Annotated in this window: 17 protein-coding genes; 4 read left to right on the plus strand and 13 right to left on the minus strand. The window is 53.1% G+C overall.

Annotated features, from left to right (window positions below; translation table 11 throughout):
- Positions 1-37: 37 nt before the first annotated feature.
- The 8 genes from J4E70_RS15710 to J4E70_RS15745 form a co-directional block, all read right to left on the minus strand.
- On the minus strand, positions 38-769 hold the full coding sequence (locus J4E70_RS15710) for a transporter substrate-binding domain-containing protein (RefSeq protein WP_213890596.1): 732 nt from the start codon (positions 767-769) through the stop codon (positions 38-40).
- A 30-nt stretch (positions 770-799) separates the two neighbouring features.
- Positions 800-1579: an ABC transporter ATP-binding protein gene (locus J4E70_RS15715; RefSeq protein WP_213890597.1), complete on the minus strand. Its 780-nt coding sequence runs from the start codon at positions 1577-1579 to the stop codon at positions 800-802.
- Between the two features lie 124 nt (positions 1580-1703).
- A complete protein-coding gene (locus J4E70_RS15720) occupies positions 1704-2438 on the minus strand; it encodes a phosphate/phosphite/phosphonate ABC transporter substrate-binding protein (protein WP_213890598.1) in 735 nt (244 codons plus the stop codon).
- Positions 2435-2878, minus strand: a complete 444-nt coding sequence (locus J4E70_RS15725; RefSeq protein WP_213890599.1) for a tellurite resistance TerB family protein — start codon at positions 2876-2878, stop codon at positions 2435-2437. The genes J4E70_RS15720 and J4E70_RS15725 overlap by 4 nt, the downstream gene beginning before the upstream one ends.
- A 63-nt stretch (positions 2879-2941) precedes the next feature.
- Positions 2942-3637, minus strand: coding sequence for a hypothetical protein (locus tag J4E70_RS15730; protein ID WP_213890600.1), 696 nt, complete (start codon positions 3635-3637; stop codon positions 2942-2944).
- Positions 3638-3676: 39 nt separating this feature from the next.
- Positions 3677-5320, minus strand: a complete 1644-nt coding sequence (gene pyrG / locus J4E70_RS15735; RefSeq protein ID WP_213890601.1) for a CTP synthase — start codon at positions 5318-5320, stop codon at positions 3677-3679.
- Positions 5321-5489: 169 nt separating this feature from the next.
- A complete protein-coding gene (gene secG, locus J4E70_RS15740) occupies positions 5490-5861 on the minus strand; it encodes a preprotein translocase subunit SecG (protein WP_213890602.1) in 372 nt (123 codons plus the stop codon).
- A 182-nt stretch (positions 5862-6043) separates the two neighbouring features.
- Positions 6044-6439 (minus strand): DUF6524 family protein, encoded by a 396-nt coding sequence (locus tag J4E70_RS15745; RefSeq protein WP_213890603.1) that lies wholly within the window; start codon positions 6437-6439, stop codon positions 6044-6046.
- 135 nt (positions 6440-6574) lie between these two features.
- Between J4E70_RS15745 and J4E70_RS15750 the strand changes: the two genes are divergently transcribed.
- Both J4E70_RS15750 and J4E70_RS15755 read left to right on the plus strand, forming a co-directional pair.
- Positions 6575-7867: an adenylosuccinate synthase gene (locus J4E70_RS15750; protein ID WP_213890604.1), complete on the plus strand. Its 1293-nt coding sequence runs from the start codon at positions 6575-6577 to the stop codon at positions 7865-7867.
- Positions 7867-8106 carry a DUF2842 domain-containing protein gene (locus tag J4E70_RS15755; RefSeq protein ID WP_213890605.1) on the plus strand — a complete coding sequence of 80 codons (240 nt, stop codon included), beginning with the start codon at positions 7867-7869 and terminating at the stop codon, positions 8104-8106. Before J4E70_RS15750 ends, J4E70_RS15755 begins: the two co-directional genes overlap by 1 nt.
- A gap of 57 nt (positions 8107-8163) precedes the next feature.
- On the opposite strand, the gene J4E70_RS15760 is transcribed toward J4E70_RS15755, so the two are convergent.
- Positions 8164-10344 (minus strand): hypothetical protein, encoded by a 2181-nt coding sequence (locus tag J4E70_RS15760; RefSeq protein WP_213890606.1) that lies wholly within the window; start codon positions 10342-10344, stop codon positions 8164-8166.
- Positions 10345-10483: 139 nt separating this feature from the next.
- Between J4E70_RS15760 and J4E70_RS15765 the strand changes: the two genes are divergently transcribed.
- A complete protein-coding gene (locus J4E70_RS15765) occupies positions 10484-11167 on the plus strand; it encodes a thiamine diphosphokinase (RefSeq protein ID WP_213890607.1) in 684 nt (227 codons plus the stop codon).
- Here J4E70_RS15765 and J4E70_RS15770 read toward each other — a convergent pair.
- The 4 genes from J4E70_RS15770 to J4E70_RS15785 are packed head-to-tail and all read right to left on the minus strand — an operon-like array spanning position 11124 to position 15083.
- Entirely contained in the window at positions 11124-12032 is a 909-nt protein-coding gene (locus tag J4E70_RS15770; protein ID WP_213890608.1) for a DMT family transporter, read from the minus strand. The genes J4E70_RS15765 and J4E70_RS15770 overlap by 44 nt on opposite strands.
- 42 nt (positions 12033-12074) lie before the next feature.
- Positions 12075-12998, minus strand: coding sequence for a DMT family transporter (locus J4E70_RS15775; RefSeq protein WP_246531794.1), 924 nt, complete (start codon positions 12996-12998; stop codon positions 12075-12077).
- Positions 12998-14374 carry an L-serine ammonia-lyase gene (locus J4E70_RS15780; protein WP_213890609.1) on the minus strand — a complete coding sequence of 459 codons (1377 nt, stop codon included), beginning with the start codon at positions 14372-14374 and terminating at the stop codon, positions 12998-13000. The genes J4E70_RS15775 and J4E70_RS15780 overlap by 1 nt, the downstream gene beginning before the upstream one ends.
- Before the next feature lie 13 nt (positions 14375-14387).
- Complete coding sequence (locus J4E70_RS15785; protein ID WP_213890610.1) at positions 14388-15083, minus strand: glutathione S-transferase family protein; 696 nt, start codon at positions 15081-15083, stop codon at positions 14388-14390.
- 222 nt (positions 15084-15305) lie between these two features.
- On the opposite strand from J4E70_RS15785, the gene rpiA reads away from it, so the two are divergent.
- The gene (gene rpiA / locus J4E70_RS15790) at positions 15306-16088 is read left to right on the plus strand and encodes a ribose-5-phosphate isomerase RpiA (protein ID WP_213890611.1); all 783 of its coding nucleotides are present in this window, start codon (positions 15306-15308) and stop codon (positions 16086-16088) included.
- The last annotated feature ends 1 nt before the right edge of the window (position 16089 follow it).

A 16089-nucleotide genomic window follows, 5' to 3' on the forward strand; every position in this document is an offset into this window, starting at 1 on the left:
TGAAAAGCGGGGCCGATGTCGGCCCCGCCTTTGTTTGTTATGAGCTTGATCCGAAGAGGGCTGCGTTACCCTCGAACCACTTGGTGATCAGTTCGTCCAGCGAGCCGTCATCTTTCATGGACTGGATTGCGGCATCGAACTTGTCACGCAGTTCCGAGTCACTTTCGCGCAAGCCCAAGCCAACACCGCCGCCCAACAACACGTCCTGGTCAATCAATGTCAGGTCTGAATCCTGATCGGCGATTGGCGCAAGATACGCTTTGTCCGCAAGCACTGCGTCAGCTTCGCCATTTTTAACTGCTGCGATTGTCTCATCTGGTGTCGCAAATTCAACCAGCGTGGCACCTGATGAAGCGATGTGGCTCGCCTGGATCGTACCGGACTGAGCAGCGATAACACCGCCTTCAATGTCTGCATCTGCTGACAGTGCAACATAGGCTGACGGGTCAGGTTGTGTGTAATTTTGTGTGAAATCAATAACTTCATCACGTTCTTCAGTGATCGACATGCCAGCGATAATGGCATCGTAGTTTCCAGATACGAGGTTGGGAATGATAGAATCCCACTCGTTTGTGACCCATTCGCATTCCAGGCTCGCACGTTTGCAAAGCTCATCGCCCAGCTCACGCTCAAAGCCGTCAACTTCACCTGCATCGTTAATGAAGTTATATGGAGGATACGCACCTTCCGTACCAAGACGAACGGTGTCGGCCATTGCAAAACCAGCGCTCAGCGCCAAGACAGCAGTGGTTAAGATAAGTTTTTTCATGATAGATTCTCCCATGGTGGTTCGCGTAATTTACTCTGAAACTGTTGCACTTAGAAACTGTTTCAGACGTTCGGTTTTAGGGTTGCGGAATAGTTCGGCAGGGGGGCCTTCTTCTTCAATAAGCCCCAGATGAAGAAAGATCACATGATCTGATACATCGGCAGCAAGCCGCATATCGTGCGTGACGAGCAGCATTGTGCGGCCTTCTTTGGCAAGATCCTTGATGACCTTTACAACTTCTTGTTCCAATTCCGGGTCAAGTGCGGAGGTCGGTTCATCAAACAGCAAGGCTTGTGGTTCCATCGCCAATGCCCGTGCGATCGCCGCCCTTTGCTGTTGCCCGCCGGACAGCTGCGCAGGATAAACGTCACATTTATCGCCAATTCCCACTTTTTCCAGATAGGTGCGTGCGCTCGCCTCGACTTGGTCGCGATCACGCTTCAAAACTGTAAGCGGTGCTTCCATCACGTTTTGCAGGATGGTCATATGGGCCCACAGATTGAACTGCTGAAAAACCATCGACAGATTTGTGCGAACTTTGATCAGTTGCTCTTTGTCAGCAGGGTGTCGGGAATGGCCCTGGCCGCGCCATTTTATCGGTTCACCGTCAAAAAGAATTTCGCCCTGTTGGCTGTCCTCAAGAAGATTACAGCACCTGAGCAGTGTGGATTTTCCAGAGCCGGAAGAGCCAATCAACGATACGACATCGCCCTTATGAGCTGAGAGGCTTACACCTTTAAGAACTTCAAGTTGGCCATACGCCTTATGAAGTCCACGAATTTCGATGACGGGTGTTTTGGTGTCGTTCACGTTAAACCGTTGTCTTTATTGTTTCAGGCTCGCAGTAATTCCGAAAAAAACAGCTAATGCAACGTTCAAATTACGTATCGTTCCAACACATTTAGTCATTTAGGCGGAAAAAACGGCCATTCTGTCATGGGGATGGTGGGTTTTCGATTGCCAGATACAGTTCTGCCGGAATGTCAACAAAGCCGTAAATCGACAGTGTGTCACGATCTTGCTGGGTGATATCTTCTATCGCGCTCGCAATCGCATTGAAAAGTTTGGCCTTGTCCGCGCCTTTTGCTGAAATCAGCGGCAAGCCAGGTGTGCAGGGCGTGTGCGCCAGCACACGCAAGTCTTTGGCGAAGGGGTCCCATCTTTCAATCATAGACCATGTTATCGCATCAAGCGCCGCAAAATCCGCCTGCCCTTCATGAACTGCACGTGCTGAAGCTGCATGAGCACCGCTTTGGAAAAGTGACCCAAGTGAAATTCCGTTCGCATCGCAATAAACACGCGGAGCAGCCCAACCGGATTGTGATAGCGCGTCGTTGTACGCCAGACACGCGCCATTGAAATCTTTAAGCTCCGACCTGGGGTCATCTGCCCGCGCGACAAAAACACTGTTGTAATAGCCGGCAGGGCAGTCTGCCAGGCCATAGTCCGGTGTTCCAACCAATGTGACATGCCCGTGCAGGCGTGCGCGATATGGATAGCCACATGTCTGAGAAAGCAGCAAGTCGGGGTTTTGCCAGATTTCAAAGAAATCACCGTCACACGTTAAAGTGTCCGGCCCGTACCCCAGCTGCGTGCGTATTGCTGACCAAAGTCGATTATTCGCCTCCGCAGTTTCTGCGCGGTCGTACATACCGAAGTGCGCAATCATTTTCTTCCCGCTTCAACGCGTTGTCGTGCCAGCGCACTGTCACGGTCATTCACACCAAGAAAACTGGACGCCATTCTGAGGATCGAGTTTTCCTCGTCGCTTCGCATTCCGTCCGCAAGGGCAACATCCCACAGTGCTTCGACAACCGCTTCGCGGTCTTCATAAGGAACGGCATCTTTTATGGCGCGCGTAAACCGAACGGTGTCCGGAGCGTCATGTTCAACTTTTTCGCAATGTGCACGCAGCTTCGCCGCTTCAACAGCGTTCAGGTTATAGCGGCTCGCCAAAATCCGGTCGATCCGCGAAATCTCTTCCACCGCATAGCTGTGATCTGATTTTGCAATCCGTACCAGCAATGCGCCAAGCGCAAGGCGTGCGTCAGTATCTGGAAGCGGTTCGGTTTGCGGCTCGATGAGGCGTTTAAGAAGTTGTCCAAACATGTTTCCGATATAGTCGAGGATTTACCTACTGCCAATGGGGTAGGTTGAACTTGGAAAGAGCTCTTAACCCGGCTGTTGGGTTTGAACGGTTGCTATCTTACCGATTTGGAATGAATCGTCAAAGATCAGATCATCAATCGCTATTCCCGCCGGATCGTTGTTGTGTAGCGTGAACCCGGCGATGTCGGGCACCTTGTCTTGCCGGACAAACCCAAAGGAATCTTCGCCCAAAGGGCCAAGCCTCATTGAAGAAATTTCCGTGCCGTCACGACGATGGAAAATAATGCTCGCGTACCCGTCTTCGCCTCCGCGCAGACGAAAACCAAACGCGGATTGGTCAATATCAAAGAGAACTGCAATTGCACCTTCACCTATTGCATCGCGGTGCGGATACCGGTTGGGTCCGTAACCCAGTAGTACATTGCTGTCGTACAACCGTTGGATTCCGAGAGATTCATCAGTGCTGCCAGCGCGTGTTGTCAGGGGGCTCTTGGCTTGACCCACTATGCGGTCGTAGTCGCCGTCTGCCTGCCGGACCTGACCTGCAAATCGCTCACCAAACTTTGCGCCATTTTGCACAAGAACGTCATCAATTTTTTGCCCCGGTCCCATAGAACTGGGCAAATCTTCGAACGTTATGATCTTTGAAAGACGAAGACTTTGATAGTCAACAATACAGACAGGCTCGCTGCAGGCGGCGGCACGTTCCGCAGCAATGGTCAGGGCCAGGCATGCAACCAAAAAACGCCATAGGGTCATGCAAGCAGTATAGTGCAGACTTTCCCGAAGCGAAAATGTTTAGACGAGGCGGGAAGACTCTATCGCAGCGCGGACAAAATCAGCAAACAACGGATGCGGGGCGAAAGGCTTTGATTTCAGTTCCGGATGGAATTGAACGCCAATGAACCAAGGGTGATCTTTCCATTCAACGATCTCTGGCAGACGCCCGTCCGGCGACATGCCTGAAAAACTCAAACCGCACGCTTCAAGTTTTTCACGGTACTTTACGTCGACCTCATAACGGTGCCGGTGGCGCTCTTCGATGTGGGTGGAATCATAGATACCAGCGACTTTTGACCCTTCCAGAAGCGTCGCGTCATAGGCGCCCAATCGCATGGTTCCACCTTTGTCGTCGCCAACTTTCCGTTCCACCTTGTGGTTGCCCTGCACCCATTCTTTCAGGTGATAAACCACGGGTGTAAAACGTTTCTTTCCTAGCTCGTGATCAAATTCCTCAGACCCTGCATCTGCGAGCTTGGCAACATTGCGTGCCGCTTCAATAACGGCCATCTGCATGCCCAGACAGATGCCCAGATAAGGCACCTTTCGCGTGCGCGCAAATTCGGCTGCCTTGATTTTTCCTTCGGTGCCGCGCTCTCCAAAGCCGCCTGGAACCAGAATGGCGTGAAACCCTTCAAGGTAGGGCGCAGCGTCTTCAGTATCGAAAATCTCGGCATCAACCCATTCGACGTTCACCTTGACGCGGTTGGCCATGCCGCCGTGTGTCAGTGCTTCTTTGATCGATTTATAGGCGTCTTCAAGCTGAACGTATTTTCCTACAATTGCGATATTAACTTCGCCATCTGTGTTGTGGATGCGGTCAGCCACATCTTCCCAAACGGTTAGATCCGGTTTTGGGGCAGGGGAAATACCAAAGGCATCCAGGACCGCCTGATCCAGCCCCTCGCGATGATAGGCCAAAGGTGCCTCGTAGATTGAATTGAGATCGTAGGCCGCAATAACGCTCTCTTTGCGTACGTTGCAGAAGAGCCCTATCTTTTCACGTTCCTTTTCCGGGATAGGATGCTCCGACCGGCAAACCAGAACATCAGGTGCGATCCCGATCGACCGTAGTTCCTTAACGCTGTGCTGGGTTGGTTTTGTCTTAAGCTCGCCACTGGCTGCCAGATAGGGCAACAGCGTCAGATGCATGAATATACATTCACCGCGTGGCTTGTCTTGGCTGTACTGTCGGATGGCTTCAAAAAACGGCAGAGCCTCAATATCGCCGACTGTGCCACCAATTTCGCAAAGCATGAAATCGACTTCATCTTCGCCGATTGAAATAAAGTCTTTAATCTCATTAGTCACATGAGGAATGACCTGTATCGTTTTCCCGAGGTAGTCTCCGCGGCGCTCTTTCTCGAGGACCGTTGAGTAAACACGCCCCGATGAAACAGAATCGGTGTTTCGCGCGGCCACGCCGGTAAAGCGTTCGTAATGTCCAAGATCGAGGTCGGTTTCCGCACCATCGTCTGTTACAAAAACTTCGCCATGCTCAAACGGCGACATCGTTCCCGGATCGACGTTCAGATAGGGGTCGAGCTTTCTCAACCTTACTGAAAAGCCACGTGCCTGTAGCAAAGAACCTAAAGCTGCGGACGCCAGACCTTTGCCCAGCGATGAAACCACACCACCTGTGATGAAAACAAATCGTGCCATTCGGTTGGCATCTCCCGTGAAATATTTGCGTCTTTTTGTGCGTTATCCGGCCCAAAAGAACCGCATCATCACGGGATTTAAGATATAAAGGATTCGCACGCCGAAGGCAACCAGACCGCAAGATGATGCGGCACAAAATCTTTCCGGCTCAAATTATTGTGGTTTATGTCTATTCTGTTGCAGCCGGTGGCGTCAGCGAAACGTCACCTGTCGAAGGTGGCAGAAGGTCGCTGCCCGCCGGTATTGCGGGAATCGTTTCCTCTTCAACCGGTGTCGCACCGAGCTGGTCAATCACCGATGCCCCAGACGATTTCTGAGCGGCAATCACTGTCAAAGCGATAGAAGTCGCAATGAAAGCGATTGCAAAAAGCCAGGTCAATTTCCCAAGTGCTGTTGCTGCCGCGCGGCCCGACATCACGCCGCCGCCGCCACCACCACCGCTGCCAATTCCAAGGCCGCCGCCTTCAGAGCGCTGTAAAAGCACCACGCCGATGAGGCACAGAGCGAGGATCAGGTGGACGATGAGAAGTACATTTTCCATAAGGCAACCTTGACTGCATTCGTTGCGGTTATCTAGGCGCTCCGGCCGCGCCCCGCAACCCCTTTGCGACCGTCATTTCCCTACGAACGAGCAGAGGTTATCGCTTAAAGTTACCAGTTTCCAAAAATATCCCCGCCGGAGGCACCAGGTCTGGCCACAGGTGTGAACTACGCTGAACAATTCTAGTCGCCCGTGTCATCCATGTCAGCCTGTCCTGATAAAACGCGGCGCACATGGCTCCAGTTCAGCCCAACACCCAACACGACAGAGAGAGAGAATATACCAAGCCAGATATTCATGCTTGTATTCTCAAGAGTCAAAACACCCCAGTCAGCTAAAACCCAGATCAATGCGGCGATAACGGCAAAGACCAGGAACATACCAAAGCCACCGATCGATCTTAAGGTCGCACGAAGGTAGATGATGTAGCCAATGACCAATAAAAGACCAAGCAGCACCGTTATTGGCAATTCGTCGGTGTAATTGCCCATCGCCCACCGAGTGTAGTTCCACTCGGTTGGGTTGAATGTCATTGCCAACAAGCCAAAAGCAAAGGCCCAACGTAAGAAAAACGCCATGATACAACCTCTTTCCCTGTACAGGATTTGCCGAATAAAACGGCCTCTGTCCAGTCCTGCGGCGAATTTGCGGTTTCACGACACGCATAACAGGGCTATAGGAGGCCGGGTTTTAACGCATTTGCGGAGAGAGACATGGCCAACGTAGTAGTAGTCGGCGCGCAATGGGGCGACGAAGGCAAAGGCAAGATTGTTGACTGGCTCAGTGAACGCGCGGATGTGATCGCGCGGTTCCAGGGCGGGCATAATGCGGGCCATACACTGGTCATCGAGGGCGAAGTGTACAAATTGCACGCTCTGCCTTCGGGCGTTGTACGCGAAGGCAAGCTGAGCGTGATAGGAAATGGTGTTGTTCTTGATCCCTGGCATCTCGTCAAGGAAATCGAAGGCCTTAGAGAACAGGGTGTGACAATTACACCTGAAACGCTGATGGTTGCCGAGAACACGCCGCTCATTCTGCCATTTCACGGCGAACTTGATCGCGCACGTGAGGGGCAGAATTCGGTTGCTAAAATCGGTACAACAGGGCGTGGAATTGGCCCGTGCTACGAGGATAAAGTGGGGCGCCGGGTGATCCGCGTGGCAGATCTTGCAGACAAAGCGACGCTGGAGTTGCGCGTAGACCGCGCCCTGATCCATCACAATGCGTTACGGAGCGGCTTAGGCCTGGAGCCCATCGACCGAGATGACCTTTTGGCGCAGCTTCAGGAGATTGCGCCAAAGATACTGGAATACGCAGCCCCCGTCTGGAAAGTCCTGAATGAAAAGCGCAAAGCGGGTAAACGCATTCTTTTTGAAGGCGCGCAAGGTGCGCTGCTTGATATTGATTTCGGGACTTACCCGTTTGTTACGTCCTCCAATGTGATCGCAGGACAGGCCGCAACCGGTACCGGGGTCGGGCCGGGTGCCATTGATTTTGTGCTGGGTATCGTGAAAGCTTACACAACGCGTGTCGGCGAAGGCCCGTTCCCAACAGAATTGTTTGACGAAGACGGCCAAATGCTGGGCGAGCGGGGCCATGAATTCGGCACGACGACCGGACGCAAGCGGCGTTGTGGCTGGTTTGATGCGTGTCTGGTGCGCCAGACCTGTGCTACGAGCGGAGTGAATGGCATTTCGTTGACCAAACTGGATGTTCTGGACGGCTTCGAAACGCTGAAAATCTGTGTGGGGTACGAACTTGACGGCACGCGGCTTGATTATCTGCCAACCGCCGCTGATCAACAGGCGCGTTGCATACCGATTTACGAGGAAATGCAGGGTTGGTCAGAAAGCACTGAAGGCGCGCGAAGCTGGGCTGAACTGCCCGCAAATGCTATTAAATACGTACGCCGCGTCGAAGAGCTGATCGATTGCCCGGTCGCGCTGTTGTCAACCTCGCCCGAGCGAGATGACACAATACTTGTCACTGATCCGTTCGCTGACTGATGGCGCTGAGTTACAAAGCCAGGCGGCGTCTTGCGCTGCTGATTTTGATTGTTGGATTGCCGGCATACATCGTTGCGGCAATCTCTGTGGTTAATCTGTTCGAACGGCCGCCGTTTGTACTTGAGCTGGCGATTTATGTTGGGCTTGGGGTGCTTTGGGCCTTGCCATTTAAGTTCGTTTTTCGCGGTGTCGGCAAACCAGACCCAGACGAAGTTTCAGATGAGAATAAGGCGGAGTAACCTTTCGGTACTCCGACTCACTTAATAAAAAAAATGATCGACCGTTAAGGCCTCTCACTAACCCGCATAACGGGCTTCTGGCTTAAATTTCGTTGTGTCGGCAATTTCAAATTGCCCACGTTTTGTTTTCAGGATTTTGCCCTGACGTAAAAGCTGACCAAAGGCGCGCAGGCCTTCTTCGCGGCTGAACTGATTGTCGCCCTGGAACTGCGCAACCAGACGCATCACATGTGGACGCGTGAAATGCGGCAATCCTTGTACAAATGCTGTGTAAGCAGCCGCTGCTTCCAGGAGGTCAGGTAACTCCGTAGCATCGGTGCCTTCTGCGAATTCACTAAAGCTGGTGTTTTCAGCAAATATATTTGTATTCGCCTCAGAAGAACCATCCTCTGAGTCATTGCCAAAGCTTTCGTCCACTTCACGCAACGTGGCGTTGCTTTTTTGAACGCGACGCGGCCGAACACCGGCATCTGAAGTCGCAGAGCTATCTTTATCGGTATCAATGCGCTGAGCCGATACCAGAACGAGTGGCGCTGGGCGGTTTTTGCCGCGTTCTTTTCGTGCTTCCTGGCGGCTGCTTGGGCGCACAACAGAGGCAAGATCAGCGCGGAAAGCGTCGGCTTCGTCTTCCACTGGTTTGTCAGCTTTGGGGCTCCCCATCAAACGTTCCGCAACTGTCGCTGCAACTGCGGCACGCAGGTGCGAAATTGCCGAGCGGCGGCGGCTTGTTTCGGGACTATCCAACTGTGAATTTGTTTCTTCCATCAAACGCGAAACAGAAGCTTCGTCTTCGGTGCTTGCACTGTCGAGAATCGCGCGGCCACTACGTTCAGCGGGCACTACTTCCATTTCCTTTTCCACCTCGGCCAGCTCTTGCATAAGCTCGGCTTCCTGCTCTGGTGTCAGATCAGATACGGTGGTGTCATCTTCAGGTGTTTCTTCTGTTTCAGCGACGTCCGGTGCGGCTTCACTGACATCCGCACCCTCTGCTTCAACTGCGTCTTCCAGGGCGCCAGATGAAACGGCTTCCTCAAAGTCTTCGCTTTTCATTTTGATGACACGAGCACGCGCGCGTTGCGCAGCAGCCGATGCCGCTTCAAGCCGCTCAGCGTCTTCTTCTGTGTCTTCTTCTGCCATTATTTCTAATGGCGCTTCGTCTTCGGCAGTAGGCGCGTCATCATCTTCATGGTCTTCCAGGTCAGCGGCAACAAAAGCGCTGAGATCCTGATCTTCGTCAGCAGATGCTGTTTCTTCGGGCTGGGCTTGTGCTGTTTCAGCAGCATCACCTCCGGCAACCCGACCAAGAAGCGCAGTTAAATCGCTTGCTTCAACCGAGGCTTCGTCATCAAATGTCTCATCATCAAACGCGGCGTCTTTGTTGAAAGTGCTTTCGGCCTCTTCGTCGCTTTGCCGTGTTTCTTCCGAAACAAGCTGTTCCGAAACGGGTTCTTCGGGAACAAAAAGTGTTTCTTCAACCGCTGGTTCGTCTTCCATCGCGGGTGCGTCCTCGACGTAAGACTCTTCTTCCGCTTCAAATACGTCCTCTGCAACAGGCTCTTCTTCTACGGCTGGCGCAGCTTCTGAAACTGGTTGTTCAACCTCAGCTAATTCTTCAACAGCAGCTTCTTGCGGTGCTGCTTCAAATACGTCGGCGTCCTCCTCTTCTTCAAAGAAAGGAGTCGCTGATACTACGCTTTGATTGCGCGCTACAACGGCGCGAATACGCTGAAGTTTGGCAGCAACGCTTTCACTGTCGCCCTCAGGGGCGGGCGTAAAAGGCGAGGCTGGGGCCTCCGCAACGGGTTCGGAAATTTCAATTTCTGGTTCGGGCGCAGCAAATGTTTCGCGTGGCTGTTCTGCCTCTTGTTCTACAGATGGCGTAGCGGGCGCTTCTGGAACAGCGGCTTCGGCAGGTGCAGGTTGCTCGGATACAGGTTCTTGTTCGACGTGTTCAGCTTCGGATTGCGGCAAAGAAGTGGGCTCTTCGGACGCACGCAACAAAATGCTGTTATCGCCAACCTTAGCTTCAACGCGTTTCTTAATTTCGTGCTCAGCGATCCGGGCTAGCATATCGGCATCCGGTGTCGCCGGCTCTGCACCAAAGTAGCGGTCATCTGCCGCCAGATCACGGAAATACTCTGCGATTGCCTTCATCGTTGAAAAGGAATCGTCGAACCCCTCCAATGTGCACGAAAATGTGCCATAGGAGACCGTAAGTATTTTGCTCGCTCCGACCATCGTTCTGCTCGCTTTCTCTTAAACCTGCAAGAAACTGTTTACCATCGAATGCATCCTAGAAAGGACCAGATGTGGGATTTTTCCGGTATCATTTCAGGGCAACATTGTGTCCAAAGGCGAAAAATCGCATCAAACGACAATGAAAAGACACATTATACACGATTCGGGCCCAATAACATTGATCGGGGGGGGGGCTGCTGCTGACGGTGCACTTGCGGCGGCTCTGGCAATTGCGCCGAATCTCGTGGCGGCAGATGGCGGCGCGCAGGTCGCGCTTGCAGCAGGCCATATGCCATTGGCAGTGATTGGTGATTTTGATTCAATAAGTTCTGAGACAAAAGCAGCCATACCAGCAGAACGCTTACATCAGTTTGCCGAGCAGGATACCACTGACTTCGAGAAATGCATTTCACGTATCTCAGTGCCTCTTATTCTTGGTGTTGGGTTCAACGGCGCGCGGTTAGATCATGAACTTTCCGCGCTTTCAGTCATGGCGCGCTATCCTGATCAGCCGTGTATTCTGATTGGGGGCCACGACATCACCTTTCTCGCGCCGACTGAAACCGAACTGAATCTCAAGCCTGGCAGCCGTGTCTCCCTGTTTCCAATGGGACCTGTCAGAGGGTCGTCCGAAGGTTTGCGCTGGGCGATAGATGATATTCCATTTGCGCCCGATGGTTTGGTAGGCACGTCAAACATCGTTACCGGACCTGTGCGCCTGAGTTTTTCTGCGGCAAAGATGCTGTTGATCCTGCCGCGAGATGCCCTTGCAGAATGCGTCAAGGTGTTTCTGTCGCGAGCCGCGCCATTGCCTGCTCTCTGAGCAATATGTAAATACCCGCGCCGACCGTTATCAGAATGCCAATCGCGGCGAGCCCGTTTGGAAGATCCCTGAAGAACATCCAGCCAATCACCGTGGCAAAGGGGATTTCGAGATATTGAACCGGGGCCAGTGTTGCCGAGGGAGCGAAACGCAGCGACCATGTCATCAGCAGATGGGCCGAAGTGCCCAGAACGCCGATACCGACAAGAAGCAGCCAGTTCAACGTTGATGGCCATACAAAACCAAACGCCGCAATTTCATTTGCCGCCCCGAACAAAAGAATGGGGGTTAGCGCCACACACGCCATGATCCCGTTCACCGCCTGAAGGCTGATAGGGTCGACTTCTTTGGCAATTTGTCTCGTAACAAGCATGAAGAGCGCAAAGACGACCGCGACCAGAAGGGGCAGCAGTGCCGGTAATCCAACAGCCGAAAAACTAGGCTGTATCACCAGAAGCGTTCCCGCAAACCCAACGCAACAGGCGATAATTCTGCGATAGCCCACCTCTTCGTCCAGCACGAAACGACCAAGCAGCAGCATGATGAAGGGCATCACAAAGGCAATTGCAACCGCGTCTGCCAGTGGCAAAAACCGAAGCGAGGTGAACATCGCTCCGATACCGACGATATGCAGCAGGCTGCGTATAAAGGCGAGCGTTGTGACGCGCCGCGACATTTTCCAGTGCCGTCGCGTTGCGATGACGATTGGCGCCAGGATGATTGCCTGCGCTGCAAACCGGACAATCAGAAGCTGGCCTAATGGGATGGTGTCGCCCAGCATCTTTGCCATCCCGTCACCAAGGGGTGCGAGAACGCAAAAGCCAATCATTAAAAGAAGGCCAAGGAAAGGGCGGTCAGGTGTCATCCGCGCGACGCTAGGCGGCGGAATGCAAAATGGCAATGGTGGTTAAGGGGGTGGTGTTGGCAAGCGGCTCAACCTTCGTTCCCGTGTGAACACATAGATGCCAGAGCCGACGATGATCGCGATTCCCAGAAACGTCAGCGCATCAGGCAGGTCAGAGAAAATCCAATACCCAAGTGCGGTTGCCGCAACGATTTCAAGATACTGAAAGGGGGCGATCGTCGCCGCAGGCGCCAGTGACAAGGCAAAGCTGACAAAAATATGTGCTATGGTCGCAGACATGCCAACACCCAGAAGCATCAGGAACCCATATCGCTCCGGAAACGTCGGGTCGAGCGCGACCGAACCACTTCCGTCAAAGAACCACAGAACGGGAAAGGCCAATCCGATTGCCGCAATGGCGGTATAGGCTTGCAAGGTAACCGGATGCATTGCGACCGCCATGCGCCGTGTCAGCACCATATAAAACGCAAAACAAAATGCGGTTCCTAGCGGGAACATAGCCACGGGTCCAAAGGCGGCGAAACTGGGTTTAATCACCAAGAGCGCGCCACAAAAGCCCACAAGACAGGCCATAATCCGGCGAGGTCCGATGGCCTCACCCAGCAAAAAACCTCCAAGAAGCGTGAGAATAAAGGGTTCGACAAAGAAGATCGCAATCGCATCAGCCAAGGGCATAACGCGGATCGCGGCAACAAAGCACCCGGTTGCCAGCAGGATCAGCGCGGCGCGAACAATATGCAAACCAAGCTCATGGTTATTAGGTCGGTGCAACCACCCAAACATCGCCGCCATCGGCAAAAGCATAATTCCCTGCACGGCAAAACGCGCTGCGATGATCTGACCGACCGGAATTTCGCTGGGCACGAGTTTGGCGAAGGCATCAATCAGCGGGCCAAAAATCGAGAAGGTCATCATGCAGAGCACACCAAGCACGACACGATCACTTTTGGCTGCGACTGATCCCATCAGCAGTTGGGGACGTTGACGGCTAACCCGCCGAGAGAGGTTTCCTTGTATTTCTCGCTCATGTCCTCGCCGGTCTGGCGCATCGTTTCGATCGCGCTGTCCAGCGGCACCAGATGGGTGCCATCACCGCGCAACGATAAGGAGGCTGCGGAAACAGCCTTGATCGCCCCTAGGCCGTTTCGTTCGATACAGGGCACCTGAACAAGACCTTTCACCGGGTCACAAGTCATCCCAAGATGATGCTCGAGTGCGATCTCGGCAGCATTTTCAACCTGCTTCACCGAACCACCCAGAACAGCACAAAGGCCAGCAGCGGCCATCGCGGCTGCTGAGCCAACTTCAGCCTGGCAACCGCATTCTGCACCAGAGATCGAAGCGTTGTGTTTCACCAAACCGCCGATAGCGGCGGCTGTGAGCATGAAGTCAGCGACACGTGTAGAGGTCGCCCCGGGGACATGGTCCAGCCAGTAACGAATAACCGCAGGAACGACGCCAGCAGCACCATTCGTCGGCGCGGTGACAACCTGACCTCCAGCGGCGTTTTCCTCGTTCACCGCCATCGCATAGACGCTCATCCAGTCGTTTATGATATGTGGTGCGCTCAGGTTCATGCCCTGTTCGGCGACAAGTGCATCGTGAATTCCCTTGGCACGTCTGCGAACAGACAGACCACCGGGTAAAATACCATCAGTGATCAGGCCACGTTCAATGCAGTCGTTCATGACTTGCCAGATGCGTTCCATGTCGTAGTCAAGCTCTGCATGGCTGCGGTGCACAAGTTCGTTCGCTCGTTTCATCTCAGCGATTGTTTTGCCGCTTTCTTCTGCCATGGCCAGCATCTGATTTGCTGTGTTGAACGGGAAGGGATAGGCCACTCCCGAAGGTTTCTTTGCGGCGCCTTCGGCCAGTTCCTTTTCGGTCAGAACAAAACCACCGCCGATGGAATAGTAAGTCTCCTGAAGGATTACGTCGCCCTGACTGTCTGTTGCCATCAGGATCATGCCATTCGCGTGACCGGGTAGGGCGGGGCCATAGTCAAAGACCAGATCACTGTCGGGATCAAACCCCAACTCTGGCAGGCCTTCTGGATGCACTGTCTTTGTGGAACGAATTTCGGCAAGGGTAGTCTCCGCCTTGGCGGCGTCATAGTTCTCCGGCAAAAATCCGGCGAGCCCCAGTATGGTTGCACGGTCTGTCGCATGCCCAACGCCGGTAAACGCCAGTGAACCATGCAGCGAGCCACGCACTCCAGCAGGATTAAACGGGCTGGCGCGCAGCAAATTCAGAAACCGGGCACCGGCAACCATCGGACCCATCGTGTGCGAGGACGATGGGCCAACACCCACTTTGAACATGTCGAAAACAGAGAGAAACATGGTGATCGGTCTTTCAGGTGGCGCCGCCTTCAGAGGGGCAGGCGTAGGTGGGGTTGGAAAAGGGTGTAAGGCCTAATCCTTCGGCCTCGGCAGCAGAAATAACCGCAGGCCGGATTTCAAGGTTTCGTGCCAGTGTCAACAAGTTTGGTGTTTCTGAAAGGTTAAACCAACTTGGGTCATCTATTGGGTATAGCACCAACCAACGCAGACATGCAGCAAGATAGTAATCGAGAACAGATGGTTCAGAAGCCCCAAGCCACGCCGGTGCGGTGCCGACAAGGCCGTCAAAAGCAGAGAGGTTTTTTCTAAGCCGTTCCTTAACCAGTTCACGGTAGCCGGAAATCGCAATCGGTTCGGATCCGACATATTTTTCCGTATAAAACATTTGCCGCAGGTCGGTGTGAACGGCGTTTGATAAAAAGAAAAGCCATTTTAAAAACATTGCGCGTTCAGGGTGCCTTGGGGGAGGTGCCATGTATCCATGCGTTTCCGATAGCCAAAGCAAAATTGCTCCTGTCTCAAACATTGGCCCCTGGGGCGTTTCCAGCACAGGGATCAGGCCTTGAGGATTTAACGCCAGATACGCGGGACTGCGTTGCTCATTTTTGGAGCGATCAACCAGAACGCAGTCGTAAGGCACGGCAAGCTCCTCAAGCACGAGGCGCACGATGAGCGATGCGTTGTCAGGTGCATAGTGCAGCTTGTACATGGGGCGACTCCGTTTTGGGCAAGTGATACGATTTTGGGGTTTTCGGCGCGCCAGAAAGCGACACCGAACGACCAGACCGACGATATTTGCGCCATAGAATTGCGAATTTTGTATATTTGGTGTGTGCACCGTCAGAGATCAGTCACAAGAGCGTCATTTCCCCCCTCGCAGCCCGGCGTGACATTTCGTATAAGGCGATAAGCATTTTAAGGAGTCGCTGCCATGACCGGAGAATTGTCACCAATCGACAAGGCAAAATTTGTTGCCGCCAAGCGTGCCTGCGACTACGTCGAAGACGGGATGCGCGTTGGTTTGGGAACAGGGTCAACGGCTGCGTGGATGGTGCGTTGTCTGGGTGAATTGGTACGGGATGACGGGTTGAATATTGTCGGCGTACCGACCTCAAGCCGCACTGCCGATCTGGCACGCCAGGTAGGGATCAATGTCACTTCGCTTGACGAGGCCCGCTGGCTCGACGTGACAATTGACGGGGCTGATGAATACGATGGCAACCTCAACCTTATCAAAGGCGGTGGCGGCGCATTGTTGCAGGAAAAAATAGTGGCAACCGCCAGCGATCAGATGGTTGTCATAGCTGATATTTCCAAAAAAGTTGAAACACTTGGTGCCTTTCCGCTGCCAATAGAAATCATTCCTTTTGGCTGGCAGACAACCAAGGCATTGGTTGAGGAAACGCTGATCGGTCTTGATGTTCTTGGCCGCACTACGACATTGCGGATGAATGGTGATGCTGCCTTTGTGACGGATGAAGGGAACTATATTCTTGACCTTCATCTTCACCGGATCGCAAACCCGCGCCAGATGTCACTGGTGATCAACCAGATACCAGGTGTGGTAGAAAATGGGTTGTTCATTGATATTTGTGACGCAGTTGTGATCGGTTATGGGAGTGGAAAAGTCGAAGTACATGACATAAATGCGGGGACTGTCGAAGAGGACAAGATAGACTTTGTTGAAAGCGCGAACCTCTTCTCTGATCTTTAAT

This window comes from Pseudohalocynthiibacter aestuariivivens, assembly GCF_018457175.1.
In the GTDB taxonomy this organism is placed as follows: Bacteria; Pseudomonadota; Alphaproteobacteria; order Rhodobacterales; family Rhodobacteraceae; genus Pseudohalocynthiibacter; species Pseudohalocynthiibacter aestuariivivens.